The following is a 15,806-nucleotide window of genomic DNA, read 5'->3' as shown; positions in this document are numbered from 1 at the left end:
GGGCGAACGTCTGGGCAGGCCACCGAGCCGAGGGATCCGGGGGCGACCGAATCGCCGACCGCGGGGCTCGTCCGCGCCAGGGACGTCGTCGTCAGAGGTGCTCACGGGCTGTCCGATCGCCGGTGGGTGTGAGCCCATAACCTAACCCGTGAACCCTGGGGCAGGATGTGCGGGTGAGCTCTCCCGAGGATCAGCCCAACCCGCCGATGAGCCCGCTGCTGAGCTGCGCCGTCGACACCGAGCAGCACGTCGCGCGCGCCGGCTGGGACCAGCCGCCGCGGCTGTTCGCGATCGCCCGCAACGGCGACATCGCTGCGCGCGAACCGAGCCTGGCGCCGCAGCTGGCCGGCGTCGACCCCGACGCGTTCAGCACGATCGAGCAGGAGGGCATGCCGCCGACCAGCAGCATCGAGGAGATGCTCGGCCGGCTGGCCTGGCCGGACGAGGTCGACGGCGCGGCCCTGGCGATCGAGCGCATCGTCGTGCCGCCCGAGGCCGAGCGCGACCTGCCCGACGACCCCGAGGCCGCGACGCAGGCGCTGGCCGCGCACCCGGCCCGCCAGGACGTACGTCTGCTGGTCGCCGTGCTGCGCGACGGCGAGGGCGTGTGCCTGCTGCGGCAGCGGGCGTACGACTCCGACGACAAGGTCGCGATCGGCGAGGACATCGCGCCCGGGCTCCTCGAGGCGCTGCGCGCCACGTTCGGCTGACCGCCGCGGCTCAGCAGGTGGGCAGGCCGCTGGTCTGGCCCGCGGCGACCTTCTGCACGACCGAGCGCGCGTCGTCGAAGGTGGAGACCTTGTAGACCGACAGCCCGTCGGGCACGTTGCCGCGCACCTCGCCGCAGTTGGCGGCCGGGGCCAGGAAGTAGTCGACGCCGCTGTCGCGAGCGCCCACCATCTTCTGCTGGATGCCGCCGATCGGGCCGACGCTGCCGTCGACGTCGATGGTGCCGGTGCCGGCGAACTCCTTGCCGCCGGTGAGCGCGCCCGGCGTGAGCTTGTCGTAGATCGCGAGGCTGAACATCAGCCCCGCCGACGGCCCGCCGACGTCGCCGGCGTTGACCTTGACCGTGTAGGGGAAGGTGTAGCGCGGCGCGAGCACGATGCCCATCAGCGCGCGGCCGTCCTCGCCCCGGGTGGTGCCGACCGAGACGGTCGACTGCTTGCCGTCGCGGCTGAACGTGACCCGCACCGGCTGCCCGGCGGTGACCTTGTCCATCACCGCGTGCACCGACGCCAGGGTCGGGGTGTCCGTGCCGTTGATCTGCAGCAGCCGGTCACCGGCGCGCAGCTTGCCCGTCGCCGGCGACCCCTCGCCGATGCTCCCGATGTAGACCTGCTCGCCGACCTTCGCGCCGGTCGCCCGCACCCCGACCACCTCGGCCGCCTGCTGCGACCCGGTCATCTCCGCGGCCGACTCCTGCTGGATCTCCTGCCCGGTCTTGTCGCCGAAGACGTCCTCCTCGGGCTGGATGACGCTGTTCTCGTCGAACTTGGCCCGCACCCACCGCCAGAAGCTCACCGGGTGGTCCGGACCGCCGTACAGCGAGACGGTGGTGAAGTCGAGGCTGCCGTCGGTGGGGTACGTCCGCGTCCCGTCGATCTGGACGACCGGCTTGCCGTCGGAGCTCCCCAGGGTGTCCTGGGCCGGCCCCGGGCTGAAGATGACGTACGGCATCCGGATGAGCTGACCGATCGCGAACACGACGAGCATCAGCAGCACCGCGCACAGCAGCACGACCGAGCGCGTCGACAGCGCCCTCCCCGACCGGCGCAGCGGTCCGGGGGCGGCGGGGGCCGGGGCGGGGGCGCCGGCCGGCGGCGGGGCCGGGGTGCTCACGGCAGACCCACCCACTCGTCGGACCCGTCGTCGAACTGCTGGTGCTTCCAGATCGGGACGGTGGTCTTGAGGGTGTCGATGAGCTCGCGGCAGACCTCCAGCGCCGGCCCGCGGTGCGGGGCGCTGACGGCCACCACCACGGCCAGGTCGCCCACCTCGAGGTGCCCGGTGCGGTGGGTCACCGCGACGGCGGTGACGTCGTCGCGCAGGACCTGCTCGGCCGTGCGCGCGAGCACGGCCTCGGCGGTCGGGTGCGCGGAGTAGTCGAGGGCCTCGACCCCCTTGGTGTGGTCGTGGCGGCGGACGACGCCGACGAACAGACCGACGCCGCCGGCGTCGGGGTCACGCACGGCCCCGAGGACCTCGTCCACCGACAACGGCTCGTCGCGCACCTGCGCCAGACGCACCCTCGGGTCCATCGATTCCTGCTCGGTCACGCACTTCCCTCACGTTCGTCGCGACACCCGTCGCACCCCTCGTTCGCGCTCACGCGCCCGGCCCGCCACGCCCGGGGCGACGGGGCGCGGACATCCTCGCCGATCAACCTGCACGTTGCCCGTGGGCGCCCTGGCATCCTGCCCGACCGCACGGTGCTGGGCCAGCCGGCCCCCGGCGTACGGACATTCCCGGTTACGCCGACCGCGAACCTTCCCGGGCTGCGGAACTCCGCCCCCGGGTGACGTGGTTATCTGGGCAGGAGTTCCGTCCTGCTGCGGCGACCGCCGCACGACTTCGTTCGAAGGAGCCACGCGTGCCCGACACACCGCACCTGCAGCCCAGCGGACCGGGTGACGACGACGAGGGCCAGGAGCAGCTCGAGGAGATGCTGCGCGCGCTGCTCGGCGACGGCGCGGCCGACAACCCCCAGCTCGCCGAGGCGCTGCGCTCGATGGGCCTGGAGCAGGTCGACCCCGCGATGCTGCAGATGGTCCAGGCCCAGATGCAGGCCATGATGAGCGGCTCCACCGACGGGCCGATCAACATCTCGCTCGCCACCGACGTCGCCCGCAAGGCCGTGGCCGCCGGCGGCGACGCCAGCGTCGGCGAGGCCACCACCAAGGACGTCGAGCAGGTCGTGCAGGTCGCGAACCTGTGGCTCGACGCCGTCACCGACTTCACTGCTCCCGCCTCGCGCGGGCAGGCCTGGTCGCGCGCGGAGTGGATCGAGCAGACGATGCCGGTCTGGAAGCAGCTGGTCGAGCCGGTCGCGAGCGGCGTCGGCGCGGCGATCCAGCGCGCGATGCAGCAGCAGATGCGCGAGCTCGGCAGCGAGGGCCTGCCGCCCGAGCTGGGTCTGCCCCCGGGCGTCGACCTGAGCTCGATGATGGGCCAGCTGGAGCCGATGATGGCGCGGATGAGCTCGGCCATGTTCGGCATGCAGGTGGGCCAGGCGGTCGGGGCGCTCGCCGGCGAGCTGGTCACCGGCACCGAGGTCGGGCTGCCGCTGATCAAGGACAACGCCGTGGTGATCCTGCCGGCCAACGTGCCCGCGTTCGCCGACGGCCTCGGGGTCGACACCGGCGAGGTGCACCTCTACCTGGCGGTGCGCGAGGCCGCCCGGGCCCGGCTGTTCGCGCAGGTCGGGTGGCTCGCCCCGGCGCTGCTGGCCGCGGTGCAGTCCTACGCCGGCGACATCAGCATCGACACCGAGCGCATCGAGCGGGCCATCGGCGAGGCCAACATGTCCGACCCCGAGGAGCTGCAGAAGGCGCTGCAGGGTTCGTTGTTCACGCCCGAGCCGAGCGAGGCCCAGCAGCGGGCGCTGGTCCAGCTGGAGCGGCTGCTCGCCCTGGTCGAGGGCTGGGTCGACACCGTGTCCCAGAAGGCGTGCGAGCCGCACCTGCCGCACGTGGCCCAGCTGTCCGAGGCCGTACGCCGTCGCCGGGCTGCCGGCGGCCCCGCCGAGCGTCTCTTCGCGTCGTTGGTCGGGCTCGAGCTGCGCCCACGCCGGCTGCGCGAGGCCGCCACCGTGTGGGCCGCGCTCGAGGACGCGGCCGGGCCCGAGGGCCGCGACGAGGCGTGGAGCCACCCCGACTCGGCACCGGGCGTGGCAGACCTCGACGACCCGCTCGGCTACGTCGCGCGGCGCACCGGCGAGCTGCCGCAGGAGCCGGCCCGCGACGAGGTCGACGAGGCGCTGGACGCGCTGCTGACGCAGGGGCAGGCCGAGCTCGACGCCGACCGGCGAGGGTCGCAGGGCATCGGTTTCCGGGCGAACCCGGCGACCGAGTCGACCGGTGACTTCAGCGAGGACGGCTCGTCGGGAGGGACGGCGGACTCCGCGGACGAGGACTCCCCGGTGACGACTCTCCCGGTGATGACGCGCCGGGCGACGACTCCCGCGGTGACGACTCCGACGGTGACGACCCCCGCGGTGGCGACTCCCCCGGCGCTGGCGACCGGTGAGCGGGGCGGCCGCGGACGTACCGCCCGGGATGCTGGCGCTGCGTGCTGACGCGCACGCGGCGCTGGCCGCCTGGGCCGCGCCCGACGAGCGGCAGCAGTCGCTGCAGCTGCGCTATCTGGAGCATCTCGCCCAGGAGCCGGGCGGCGCGTGGCGAGACGGGCCGACCTGTCACCTGACCGCCGGCGTGATGCTGCTCGACCACGACGAGCGCCGGGTGCTGCTGACGCTGCACCCCAAGGTCGGGCTGTGGCTGCAGCTCGGCGGCCACCTCGAGCCCGAGGACGCCTCGCTGCGCGACGCCGCGCTGCGCGAGGCCACCGAGGAGTCGGGCATCCCCGGCATCGTGGTCTCGCAGCAGCCGATCGAGCTGCACGCTCACGAGCTGGGGTCGGGCTTCACCCGCTGCACCGAGCACCTCGACGTGCGTTATGCCGCCTGGGCGCCAGCCGGTGCCGAGGAGCAGATCTCCGAGGAGTCCGACGACCTGGCGTGGTGGCCCGTCGACGCGCTGCCCGAGGCCTCCGACCCCGACCTGCCGCACCTGGTCGCGGCTGCCCGCGCCGCCACCCGCCCGGCGCCGTAACCCCTGCACCAACCCCCGATATCGGCGCTTGCGACACCCCGCCGCCCCAGAACCCCGCAACAACCCCCGATATCGGCGGCTACGACACCTCGCCGCCCAAAACCCCGCAACAACCCCCGATATCGGCGCTTGCGACACCTCGCGGCCCCGAAACTCTGCAACAAGGGCCGATATCGGCCGCTACGACACCTCGCGGCCACGAAACTCTGCAACAAGGGCCGATATCGGGGCTTAGGACGCGGACCCGGCGCCCGGCCCGCGAATCAGTCCGCCTCGTCGACGCCCTCCACGTCGTCCGCGAACGGCTCGGGTCGGTGCTCGGCGTGCGCGACGCCCTCGAGGAACCCCTTGGCTCGCTCCAGGTGCGGGTAGCCCTCGAGCAGCGCCCAGAACCGCGGGCCGTGGCGCGGCACCAGCAGGTGGGCGAGCTCGTGCAGCAGCACGTAGTCGACGACCTCCTGCGGCATCCCCTGCAGACGGTGCGACAGCCGGATCTGCCGGGTCGCTGGGGTGCACGAGCCCCAGCGGGAGTTCTGGTTGGTCACCCAGCGCACCCCGGCGGGACGGGCCGCACCCGCGAGGTACGTCCGCGACAGCTGCTCGGCCCGGCGCGCCAGGTCGGCGTCGGAGAACCTCGACCGCCGGGTGCGCGCCGTGATCTTGGCCACCATGTCGTCGACATAGCGCTGCTCCTCGCGCGCCGAGAGCCGGTCGGGCACCATCACGATGATCCGGCCGCCCTCGAGGCGAGCGCTCACCGAGCGCTTGCGCCGGGCACTGCGCCGGATCTCGACCTCGAACTCCGGCTCGGCCGGCGCCGGGCTCCCGCTCTCGAACGGCAGCTGCTGGTTCATACGGACACCGTAGGCAGCCCCACCGACAAGCACCCACCGTCGAGCGGGCGTCAGCCGTGAGCCGCCCTGCCGTCGCGCGGCCCGAAGGCAGTCAGCGCGTCCACGTCGCTGTTCGCGGCGGTCAGGAACTCCTCGGCCCACTCGCGCGCACCGGGCATGCCGCACCCGGCGACCTCCTCGACCGCGGCGGGGATGTCGTACGAGCTCACGCGCAGCTGCACCACGCCACCCGGTGCGCGCCCGTCGAGCAGGGCCCAGTGCGCTCCGGCGCGGCCGTACGGCATCCCCACGCTGCCCGGGTTCACCACCAGCCGCCCCTCCACGAGGCGCTGGAACGGCATGTGCGTATGCCCGCAGACGAGGGTGCGCACGTCGTCGGGTACGTCCGCGAGCACCTCCCGCCACCGGCTCACCCGGGTGTCGACCAGGACGACCTCGTCGTCGTCACGCGGGCTCCCGTGGCAGAACATCACCTCGCCGAAGCCGCCGACCGGCAGCGTCAGCGGATGCGGGAGCCCACGCAGCACCGCCACGTGCTTGTCGCTCAGACTCCTTGCAGCCCAGACGGTTTCGGCATGTTGGCTGTGCTTTCCGTCGACCGTCTCGACGACCTCGCGGTCGGCGTTGCCGCGCACCCAGACGGCCCTGTCCCCCAGGCCGAGCAGCCGTTCCATCACCTGCGCGGGCTGGGGTCCGGAGACGATGTCGCCGGTCAGCACGACGCGATCGGCCGCGACGACGTCGGGCTCGGCCAGCACTGCCTCGAGCGCGGGCCGCACCCCGTGGATGTCGGACAGCACGGCGACGGTCGTCACGAGACCAGCATGCCGCGGCGACGGGAGCCTGTGGACAACTTCCGGGCCCTGTCGGTGGGTAGTGCCAGGCTGAGCCATCCGACGCCAGAGCCGCCCGACCGCAGGAGGACCCGTGACCGACACCCCACGGCCGGTGGTCCCCCTGCGCACGACCCGCCGCGGCGAGCACTCCTCCTCGTGCGCCTCCCGCGCCGGGCGCCGCTGATCGTCGACGACGTGGAGCCCGACCCGGCGAGGGCGTTGCTGGCGCTGGGTGCTTCGTCCTCGCTCGAGCTGCACGCGGTCGCCGAGCGACCGTCGACCCCGGCGCCGATCGCCGACCTGCTCGACCATCTCGCCCGGGCGGCCGAGCGCGCGACGCTGTCGCGCCCCGTGCTGGAGCGGATCCTCGTCGAGGGGCGCGGCACGCTGCCGGCGAGCATCGGCGAGGTGCTGCGCCACTACGCCCTCGACGTCGTCCTGCCCGGCACGCCGGCCGACGACGGGCGACCGGTGGGGCTCGTCGTCGACGTCACCTGCGAGGCCCTCGACCTCGACGCCTGCGCCGGCTGGCGCGAGCAACGGGTGCCGGTGCTGCCGGTGCTGGTGCGCGGCGACCAGGCGGTCGTCGGGCCGCTGCTGCCGACGCGCGGGCCGTTGTGCGCGCGCTGCCTCGAGTTGCACCGGCTCGACCGCGACCCGCACCGCGCCCACCTGCTCGCCGGGCTCGACACCGGGCTGCGCGACCCGGCCCAGCTCGACCTCGACCCCGCCCACGCGGCCCTGGTCACCGGCCTGGTCGCGACGCTCGTTCGCTGCCTGGCCCACGGCATCCCGGTGCCCCCGAGCCTGTCGCTGACCGCGCGACTGCCCTATCCCGTCGTGCAACACCACGAGTGGGTCCCGCACCCGAGATGCGACTGCGTGACAATGGCGCCATGACCGAGCTGCCCCGCAAGGCCGTCGCGCGCTCCGCGCGACTCGCGACGATCCCCCTCGGCATGGCCGGGCGCGCCGCGATCGGGTTCGGCAAGCGGGTCGGCGGCCAGCCCGCCGAGGCCGTCTCCCGGGAGATGCAGGCGCGCACCGCCGCGCAGGTCTTCGAGGTGCTGGGCGGGCTCAAGGGCGGAGCGCTGAAGTTCGGGCAGACGCTGTCGATGTTCGAGTCGGCCATCCCCGAGGACATGGCCGCGCCCTACCGCGCGACGCTCACCAAGATGCAGGAGGCCGCGCCGCCGCTGCCGGCCCGCACCGTGCACGCGGTCCTGGCCGCCGAGCTCGGCGACGACTGGCGTGACCTGTTCGAGCGCTTCGACGACGTCCCGGCGGCGGCCGCCTCGATCGGCCAGGTGCACCGCGCGGTCTGGCACGACGGGCGCGAGGTCGCCGTCAAGGTGCAGTACCCCGGGGCAGCCGAGGCGCTCATGTCCGACCTCACCCAGGTCACCCGTGTCGCGCGGGTCAGCGCCGGATGGGTGCCCGGGCTCGACCTGCAGCCGGTCCTGGAGGAGCTGCGCGGACGGATGGCCGAGGAGCTGGACTACCAGCTCGAGGCCTACTCCCAGGGCCAGATGGCCGAGGCCTACGCCGGCGACCCCGCCATCTGCGTGCCCGAGGTGCTCGAGGTCTCCGAGCAGGTCATCGTCTCGGAGTGGATCGAGGGCCGGCCGCTCGCCGACATCATCCGCGAGGGCACGCCCGACGAGCGCGACGCCGCGGCCGAGCGCTACCTGGAGTTCATCATCAGCGCGCCGCAGCGCACCGGCCTGCTGCACGCCGACCCCCACCCCGGCAACTTCCGGATGCTCCCCGACGGCCGGATGGGCGTGCTCGACCTGGGCGCGGTCAGCCGCCTCCCCGACGGTCTGCCGCCCGCGCTCGGCGCCATGCTCACGCTCGCGCTGGCCGACCGCGCCGAGGACCTGCTCGAGGTGCTGCGCGACGAAGGCTTCGTGCGCTCCAGCATCAGCGTCGACGCCGAGTCGCTGCTGACGTACCTCGAGGCGTTCCTCGACCCGCTGCGCAGCGACACCTTCCACTTCACCCGCGACTGGCTGCGCGGGATCTTCGCCTACCTCAACGACCCACGCAGCTCGGAGTTCACCGTCGGCTTCCGGCTCAACATGCCCCCGCAGTACCTGCTGATCCACCGCGCGTGGATGGGCGCGCTGGCGGTGCTGTGCCAGATCGGCGGCACGGTGCCGGTGCGCGGGATCGTCGACGAGTACGTCCCCGGGGCGCGCCTCCCGCAGGTGGGCTGACCCCCATACGCTGGCGCCGTGACCGCTGCGCCCCAGCCGGAGCTCGCCCGCCGCCTCACCACCACCGATGCCGTCGTCGTCGGCCTGAGCGCCATGATCGGCGCCGGCGTCTTCGTCGTCTTCGCCCCGGCCGCCGCGGAAGCCGGCTCGTGGCTGTTCGCCGCCCTCGCCCTCGCGGCGCTCGTCGCGCTGTGCAACGCCACCAGCACCGCCCAGCTGGCCATCGCCTTCCCGACCAGCGGCGGGGCGTACGTCTTCGGCCGGCGCATGCTCGGCCCGACCTTGGGCTTCCTCGCCGGCTGGGGGTTCGTGGTCGGCAAGACCGCCTCGTGCGCCGCCATGGCCCTGACCTTCGCGTCGTACGCCGTCCCCGCCGGAGGTTGGTGGGCTCGGCTCGTGGCGGTGGCCGCGGTGGTCGCGCTGACCGTCGCCAACCTGCGCGGCGTCACCCGCACGGCCCGCGTCGCCTCGGTGCTGCTGGTCATGTCGCTCGTCACGCTTGTGCTGGTGCTCGTCGTGGGGTGGGCCGGACTCGCGGGTGGCCGCCCCGCGGTGACGCCGCTGCCCTCGGGCGATCTGCGCGGCGTGCTGATGGCCGCCGGGCTGCTCTTCTTCGCGTTCGCCGGCTACGCCCGTATCGCGACGCTGGCCGAGGAGGTGCGCCGCCCCGAGATGATCGGGCGCGCGGTGCTCGTCGCCCTCACCACCGCCATCGTGCTGTACGTCGCGGTCGGCGCCACCCTGGTCGCTCTCCTCGGCGACCGGTTGCCCCGGGTGAGCGCGCCGGTGGCCGAGGCCGTCGCCGCGGCCGGCGCCGGCTGGGCCACCCCGGTCGTGCGCGTCGGGGCCGCCGCCGCGGCGCTGGGTGCGCTGCTCGCGCTGCTCGCGGGCGTCTCCCGCACGGCCCTCGCCATGGCCCGCGAGCGCGACCTGCCGGGCTGGTTCGCCGCGGTCGACGAGCAGCACCGGGTCCCGCACCACGCGCAGCTGGTCATCGGCGCCGTGCTCGTGGTGCTCGTGCTCACGACCGACCTGCGCGGGGTGATCGGCTTCTCCTCGTTCGGGGTGCTGGTCTACTACTCCGTCGCCAACGCCTCGGCCTGGCGGCAGCCGGCCGAGGAGCGCCGCTGGCCGCGCGCGGTGCAGGTGGTCGGGCTGCTGGGCTGCCTGGTGCTGGCGTTCTCGCTGCCGCTCACCTCGGTGCTGGCCGGGTGCGCCGTGCTGGCGCTGGGCGTACTGGGCCGCTCGCTCCTGCGCCGCTGAACCCCTCCCCAGTGGCGGGGGCGAGGGCGGGAGGCCGGGGCAGAGCCCGGGGACGGGCGGACAGAACAACGCCCCGGCCGGGGACGACCGGGGCGCTGCCCGTAGTGCGGAACTCGTTGTCATCGCTCAGGATTCGAGGCGACGACGCTCCTGGCGACGACCGCTCAGGGCCACCTGGAGTGACCGCCGTCGGACGCCGACTGGTTCGTGCTGGCGACAGCGTTGCTGCGCCAGCTGCTGCTGCATGAGCTGGTACATCGTGGTGCTCCTGAAGTCTCGGTGCGAAGTGGTGGCGGCGCACGTCACGCGGCCACCGGGTGCTTGCGCGGGCGGCCACGCGGCCGCTTGCGCGGGATGACGACGCCCTGCTGGAAGAGCTGACCGCCCCACACTCCCCAGGGCTCGCGGCGGTCCTTGGCGCCGTCGAGGCAGGCCTGCTGGAGCGGGCACGCGGCGCACAGCGCCTTGGCGAACTCGACGTCCTCGGGGCGCTCGGCGAACCACAGCTCCGGGTCGTTGACCCGGCAGGGCAGCTCGGCGCCGAGGCCGACGGCGTCGACCGCTTGGTCGATCAGGTCGGTGAGCGGCATGGTCTCCTCCTCCTCCTTCATGGTCGTGTGCTGGTGAGCGGCTGGCGTGCTGGTCGGCATCTGCTGGCTTTCTGCTCTGGCCCCGCGACACGAGAAAGGCCGCGGACCCTGTGTCGGGTTCCGCGGCCTGGAGGAGGTCGGTCTGGCTAGACCGGTGCTCTCCTGGGAGCGGAACGGCCGACACGGTCGGCAAAGGTCGGGATGGTGCTGACGAAGGCGGCGTCGTCGCCCTTGGGACGCACGGAGCCCTCGATCAGGGCGTCGTAACCGCCCATGAAGACACCGCCGCGCTGCGCGACACCGATGGCGCCGCAGGCGGACACACGGGTCCCCTGGGCCGCCAGCGGGAGATCACGGAGGATCGGCTGGGCAGCACGCAGGGACGCCGCTGCGATGCCGTGCGGCAGCTGCTTCGTCATGGTGATCGCGTTGTCCATCTGGCCAACCCTCCTCTCGTCTCGATGTCCCCGACCCGGCCGCCGAGGCCGGTGGGCTGAACGATCGAAAGGCTATGGCCGCCCGATAACGCGCGGCAACTTGATTTTCCGTCTAACGTCCCACATCGTGAGACGGCCGATCAGTCGTCCGCGGATCCCATTGCGGCACAACACTTTTCGGCTTCCTGCTCGGGGTCGCCTCCAGCCATCACGGCCAGCACGCCGGCGCCGTAGCGCTCCAGCTTGGTCGTCCCGACCCCCGCGATCTGCCGCAGCTGCGCCTCGCTGGCGGGGCGCTTCTCGGCGATCGCGGTCAGCGTCGCGTCGGTGAACACGACGAACGCAGGCACGCTGGTCGCCCTGGCCACCGCCAGCCGCCAGGCCTTCAGCGCCTCGAACTGCGCGACGTCGTACGTCGGTGGGCAGTCGGCGCACCGGCCCACCTTGCGCTCGGCAGCAGTGGTCAGGTCGCGGCCGCAGCCGGCGCACTTGGACGCCCGGGCCACCCGCCGCTCGCGCACCGGCTTGGCCTTGGGGCGCGAGCGCGCCTGCTCGCCCAGCACGCTCGCCGCGCCGTCGAGGAACCGCGACGGGCGGCGGGTCGCGCGGCCACCGGGAGACCGGGCCGCGGCGAAGGAGAGCCCCAGCCGCCGGCGCGCCCGGGTGATGCCGACGTAGAGCAGGCGCCGCTCCTCCTCGATCTCCTGCGGACCGGTGGCCATCGAGATCGGCAGCAACCCGTCGGAGGCGCCCACGACGAAGACGGTGTCCCACTCCAGACCCTTGGCCGCGTGCAGCGAGGCGAGCGTGACGCCCTGCACGGTCGGCGCGTGCTGCTCCCCGCGCGCCGGTCGAGCTCGGCGACCAGGTGCGGCAGGCGTACGTCCTCGCCGGCTGCCGCGAAGTCGTCGGCCAGGGTGGCGAGCGCGTTGAGCGACTCCCACCGCTCGCGCTGGGCCCCGCCCGCCGGGGGCTCGACCGACCAACCGGCCCCGGTGATGACGTCGCGCACCAGGTCGCCGAGCGGGGTGCTGCCGTCGTCGCTGCGGGCGGCGGCGCGCAGCAGCAGCACGGCGTTGCGCACCTCGGCGCGGTTGAAGAACCGCTCGCCCCCGCGCACGAGGTAGGGCACCTCGAGCTCGGTGAGCGCGGCCTCGAGCGCCTCGGACTGGCCGTTGGTGCGGAACAGGATCGCCATCTCGGCGGGGCTCTCGCCCGTGTCGACGAGCCGACGCAGCTCGGAGGCGACGCCGCGCGCCTCGGCCTGGTCGTCGGGGTAGGCGGTCAGCTCGGGCGCCGGGCCGCCCGCGCGCTGCGCCTGCAGCTGCACCGCGTCACGTCCCGAGCCGGCCAGCACCAGGTTGGCCAGGCCGATGACCTGCGGGGTGGAGCGGTAGTTGCGCACCAGGCGCACCTGCTGCGCCGACGGGTGCCGCTGGCCGAAGTCGAGCAGGTGGCGCGGCGAGGCCCCGGTGAAGGAGTAGATCGTCTGCGCCGGGTCGCCGACGACGCACAGGTCGTCGCGCTCCCCCACCCACTGGTCGAGCAGGTGCTGCTGCAGCGTGTTGACGTCCTGGTACTCGTCCACGACGAAGTGGCGGTACTGCGCGCGGACCTCGCGCGCGATCTCGGGGTGCTCGGCGAGGATCCCGACCATCAGCAGCAGCACGTCCTCGAAGTCGATGACGCCGCGCTCGGTCTTGACCTCCTCGTAGAGCTCGATGAGCCGGGCCATCGCCGTCGGGTCGAGCTCGGCCGGGCTGCGGCCGGCGCGACGGGCCGCCGCGGGGTAGGTCTCGGAGGTCAGCATCGACACCTTCGACCACTCGATCTCGGAGGCGAGGTCGCGCATGACGACCCGGTCGAGCTGCAGCCGCAGCCGCGACGCCGCCTCCCCGACCACCGGCGCCTTGTGCGGCAGCACCTCGGGCGCGGCCCCGCCGATCGCCCGCGGCCAGAAGTAGTGCAGCTGGCGCAGGGCCGCGGCGTGGAAGGTGCGGGCCTGCACCTGCGGGACCCCGAGCGAGCGCAGCCGGGTGCGCATCTCGCCGGCGGCGCGGGCGGTGAACGTCACGGCCAGCACGCGCTGCGGCTGGTAGGCGGCGCTGTGCACGCCGTAGGCGATGCGGTGGGTGATCGCGCGGGTCTTGCCGGTGCCGGCACCGGCCAGCACGACCATCGGGCCGAGCGGGGTGGCAGCGACCGCGCGCTGCTCGGGGTCCAGGCCCTCGAGAACCTCGTCGGCGTTCATCCCCGCCAGTCTCGCAGAGACGTACGACAGCGCCGGCCGGGTGCGGACCGCGCCGCGGTCACCGGCTGCGCGGGTCGTCGAACGGGTGCGGCTCGTCGATCGGACCGCCGAACCAGTCCTCGATGAGCAGCCGCGCGATGGACAGCCGGCCGGGAAGGCCGAGCGTCCCGGCGGCCACCTCCTCGGCGACCTCGGCGCGGGTCAGCCAGCGTGCCTCGACGATCTCGTCGGCGTCGGGGTGCAGCTCGCTGCCCTGCGCCCGGGCGGTGAACCCGACCATGAGCGAGGCGGGGAACGGCCAGGGCTGGTTGCCGCGGTAGGTCGCGCCGGTGACGACCAGCCCGACCTCCTCGAGCACCTCGCGCGCGACGGCTGCCTCGAGCGACTCCCCGGGCTCGACGAAACCCGCGAGCACCGACAGCCGCCCCTGCGGCCACTGGGGTCCGCGGGCCAGCAGCAGCCGGTCGTCGGCGTCGACGACCGCCATGATCACGGCCGGGTCGGTGCGCGGGAACTGGTTGCGCCCCTCGCGGGTGCACACGCGCGTCCAGCCGCTCTCGGAGGGCTCGGTGGGCGCGCCGCAGGCGGGGCAGAACCCTTGTCCCGCATGCCAGTTCGCGAGTCCCTGCGCGCTGGCGAACACGTCGACGTCGTGGTCGTCGAGGGCCACGGCGAGCTTGCGCAGGTTGCCGCGCTGCTGCCCGCCGTCGTCCTCGGGCGGGTGCACGACGGCCAGCACGGTCGCTCCGTCGCGGTCGCGCCCGAGGAGCAGGACCAGGCCGTCGGCGTCGCTCGGGTCACCGGCTCGATAGACGAGCCGCGGCGCGTCGGCGGTGCCGGCGTACGGCGCGCGGTCGCCGAACAGGTCGAGCACCTTGGTGCGCGGGTCGGCGAGGGCCCGCGGGACGGCTTCGGGGTCGCGTCGCAGGATCGCGGCGCGGTCGAGCGCGGATCGCGACAGGCTCAGCTCCAACAAGGTCTCCGTGCTCCCGGCCACGGCTCCCAGGCTAGGCCCCGTCCGGCACGTACCGTTGGGGGCGTGCTTCGTCGACCACTCGTGCTCGCTGCCCTCGCCGACGCCGCGGTCCCCGGACTGCGCCCCATCGAGGTGGAGGGGCAGCCGGTGCGCAGCGGCGCGCCCTACCAGTGCGTCGACGTCACCGGTGAGGACGGCAAGCGCTGGACGGTGCGCGCCTCGCTGACGACCGCCGCCGGGGCGGCCGTCGACAGCAGCAGCGCGCTGGCCCGGCTGCTGCGCCCCCGGCTCGAGGTCGCGCTGCCCGAGGTGGCCGGGGTGGCGCGCACGTCCGACGACAGCATCGTCGCGGTCTATCCGCAGCTGCCCGGCCAGGCGGTGTCCTTCCGCGACCTGCAGGCCCGTTCGCCGCTGGCCCGCTCGCTCGGCACCGTGATCGCGCAGCTGCACGACCTCGACCCGGCCGTCTACGACGAGGCGGGGCTGCCGACGTACGACGCCGAGGCCGTGCGCGCGCGCCGGCTCGGCGACCTCGACCGAGCCGCCGCGACGGGTCATGTGCCGACCGGTCTGCTGGCCCGGTGGGAGCGCGCGATGGAGGGCGTCACGCTGTGGCACTTCCCCACGGTCCCGACGCACGGCACGCTCGACGAGACCGACGTGCTGGTCGACGGTGAGCAGGTGACGGCGCTGGACGGGTGGCAGTCGGCGGCGGTGAGCGACCCGGCCGCCGACTTCGCGCTGCTGTTCCTCGGTGCCGCACCCGACGCGTTCGACACCGTCGTGGAGTCCTACGCCCAGGCGCGCCGCGAGCGGCCCGACCAGCACCTCGAGCGGCGCATCCGCCTCGCGGCCGAGCTGCGGCTGATGGCCGACCTGATGGACGCCCGGGCCGTCGGCGACGAGCACCTGGTGGCGCGCTGCACCCGGGCGCTGCGCCGCCTCGACGAGCAGACCGCGCTCGACGACAGCCTCACCCCGCCCCCGCCCGGCCGCCGCCCCGCCCCGGCCGCGGTGTCCGAGGAGGTCGACCCCGACGACATCGAGTCGGTCGACGAGCACCCGTCGACCGACGACGAGGAGACGCTGGAGATCCCGGTCGCCGGACCCGACGGGCGACCCGCGGCTGCGTCCGAGGAGGGTGACGAGGGTGGCACGGTCGCCGCGGATGACACGGGCGACCAGGAGTCCGTGGAGGCGAAGCAGTCGGACGCGTCCGCGGACGACGTCACGTCGGTCGGCCACGGCGACGATGACGTGGTTGGGGACGAGGACGTCGCCACGGACGACAACCGGGACGACGCCAGCACCGGTGGCGGGACCGGCACGGGCACCGACGGCCCCCAGGCGGCGGACCACCGCTGACCCGTGCGGGCACGCCCTGCCGGACCACCGCCGCACCGTGCGCCCCACCGCACCCCCGGCGGACCACCGCCAAGGCGTGACCGTCGTACGCCCTGCCGGACCACCGCCGCACCGTGCGCCCCACCGCACCTGGTGACGGACCACCGCCATGGCCTGACCGCCGTACGCCCTGCCGGACCACCG

General features: G+C 74.1%; 14 protein-coding genes and 1 pseudogene. 7 read left to right on the top strand and 8 right to left on the bottom strand.

Features of this window, described 5'->3' with window-relative positions:
* The first annotated feature begins 206 nt into the window (after positions 1–206).
* Positions 207–710, top strand: a complete 504-nt coding sequence (locus QUE40_RS03950) for a PPA1309 family protein (RefSeq protein WP_289233005.1) — start codon at positions 207–209, stop codon at positions 708–710.
* 10 nt (positions 711–720) lie between these two features.
* Here QUE40_RS03950 and QUE40_RS03945 read toward each other — a convergent pair whose 3' ends face one another.
* Together QUE40_RS03945 and QUE40_RS03940 are read right to left on the bottom strand one after the other, a co-directional pair.
* Positions 721–1,842, bottom strand: coding sequence for a YlbL family protein (locus QUE40_RS03945; protein ID WP_289232384.1), 1,122 nt, complete (start codon positions 1,840–1,842; stop codon positions 721–723).
* A complete protein-coding gene (locus QUE40_RS03940) occupies positions 1,839–2,261 on the bottom strand; it encodes a molybdenum cofactor biosynthesis protein MoaE (protein ID WP_142007380.1) in 423 nt (140 codons plus the stop codon). The genes QUE40_RS03945 and QUE40_RS03940 overlap by 4 nt, the downstream gene beginning before the upstream one ends.
* A 332-nt stretch (positions 2,262–2,593) precedes the next feature.
* Between QUE40_RS03940 and QUE40_RS03935 the strand changes: the two genes are divergently transcribed.
* Positions 2,594–4,297: a zinc-dependent metalloprotease gene (locus QUE40_RS03935; protein WP_289232383.1), complete on the top strand. Its 1,704-nt coding sequence runs from the start codon at positions 2,594–2,596 to the stop codon at positions 4,295–4,297.
* Positions 4,278–4,832 (top strand): NUDIX hydrolase, encoded by a 555-nt coding sequence (locus tag QUE40_RS03930; protein WP_289232382.1) that lies wholly within the window; start codon positions 4,278–4,280, stop codon positions 4,830–4,832. Before QUE40_RS03935 ends, QUE40_RS03930 begins: the two co-directional genes overlap by 20 nt.
* Positions 4,833–5,095: 263 nt before the next feature.
* Here the strand turns inward: QUE40_RS03930 and QUE40_RS03925 are convergent, their stop codons facing one another.
* Both QUE40_RS03925 and QUE40_RS03920 read right to left on the bottom strand, forming a co-directional pair.
* Entirely contained in the window at positions 5,096–5,686 is a 591-nt protein-coding gene (locus QUE40_RS03925) for a M48 metallopeptidase family protein (protein ID WP_289232381.1), read from the bottom strand.
* A 50-nt stretch (positions 5,687–5,736) separates the two neighbouring features.
* A complete protein-coding gene (locus tag QUE40_RS03920; protein ID WP_289232380.1) occupies positions 5,737–6,501 on the bottom strand; it encodes a metallophosphoesterase family protein in 765 nt (254 codons plus the stop codon).
* 177 nt (positions 6,502–6,678) lie between these two features.
* Here QUE40_RS03920 and QUE40_RS03915 point away from each other — a divergent pair, with 177 nt between their 5' ends.
* The 3 genes from QUE40_RS03915 to QUE40_RS03905 are packed head-to-tail and all read left to right on the top strand — an operon-like array spanning position 6,679 to position 10,004.
* Positions 6,679–7,422, top strand: coding sequence for a hypothetical protein (locus QUE40_RS03915; RefSeq protein ID WP_289232379.1), 744 nt, complete (start codon positions 6,679–6,681; stop codon positions 7,420–7,422).
* A complete protein-coding gene (locus tag QUE40_RS03910; protein WP_289232378.1) occupies positions 7,419–8,741 on the top strand; it encodes an ABC1 kinase family protein in 1,323 nt (440 codons plus the stop codon). The genes QUE40_RS03915 and QUE40_RS03910 overlap by 4 nt, the downstream gene beginning before the upstream one ends.
* Positions 8,742–8,759: 18 nt before the next feature.
* Entirely contained in the window at positions 8,760–10,004 is a 1,245-nt protein-coding gene (locus tag QUE40_RS03905) for an APC family permease (RefSeq protein ID WP_289232377.1), read from the top strand.
* Positions 10,005–10,306: 302 nt separating this feature from the next.
* On the opposite strand, the gene QUE40_RS03900 is transcribed toward QUE40_RS03905, so the two are convergent.
* From QUE40_RS03900 to nudC, 4 genes and pseudogenes are all read right to left on the bottom strand, one after another.
* Positions 10,307–10,594 (bottom strand): WhiB family transcriptional regulator, encoded by a 288-nt coding sequence (locus QUE40_RS03900; protein ID WP_142007378.1) that lies wholly within the window; start codon positions 10,592–10,594, stop codon positions 10,307–10,309.
* Positions 10,595–10,740: 146 nt separating this feature from the next.
* Positions 10,741–11,031, bottom strand: coding sequence for a hypothetical protein (locus QUE40_RS03895; protein WP_142004496.1), 291 nt, complete (start codon positions 11,029–11,031; stop codon positions 10,741–10,743).
* Between the two features lie 140 nt (positions 11,032–11,171).
* Positions 11,172–13,282 (bottom strand): annotated as a pseudogene (locus QUE40_RS03890) (ATP-dependent DNA helicase UvrD2).
* 58 nt (positions 13,283–13,340) lie between these two features.
* On the bottom strand, positions 13,341–14,279 hold the full coding sequence (gene nudC, locus QUE40_RS03885; protein ID WP_236022229.1) for an NAD(+) diphosphatase: 939 nt from the start codon (positions 14,277–14,279) through the stop codon (positions 13,341–13,343).
* A 42-nt stretch (positions 14,280–14,321) separates the two neighbouring features.
* Between nudC and QUE40_RS03880 the strand changes: the two genes are divergently transcribed.
* Positions 14,322–15,623 (top strand): phosphotransferase, encoded by a 1,302-nt coding sequence (locus QUE40_RS03880; protein WP_289232376.1) that lies wholly within the window; start codon positions 14,322–14,324, stop codon positions 15,621–15,623.
* Positions 15,624–15,806: the final 183 nt, after the last annotated feature.

Source organism: Barrientosiimonas endolithica (assembly GCF_030296655.1).
GTDB classification, from domain to species: domain Bacteria; phylum Actinomycetota; class Actinomycetes; order Actinomycetales; family Dermatophilaceae; genus Barrientosiimonas; species Barrientosiimonas humi.
The sequence above is the reverse complement of the archived record's forward strand: the minus strand, read 5'-3'. Positions and strand labels throughout refer to the sequence as shown.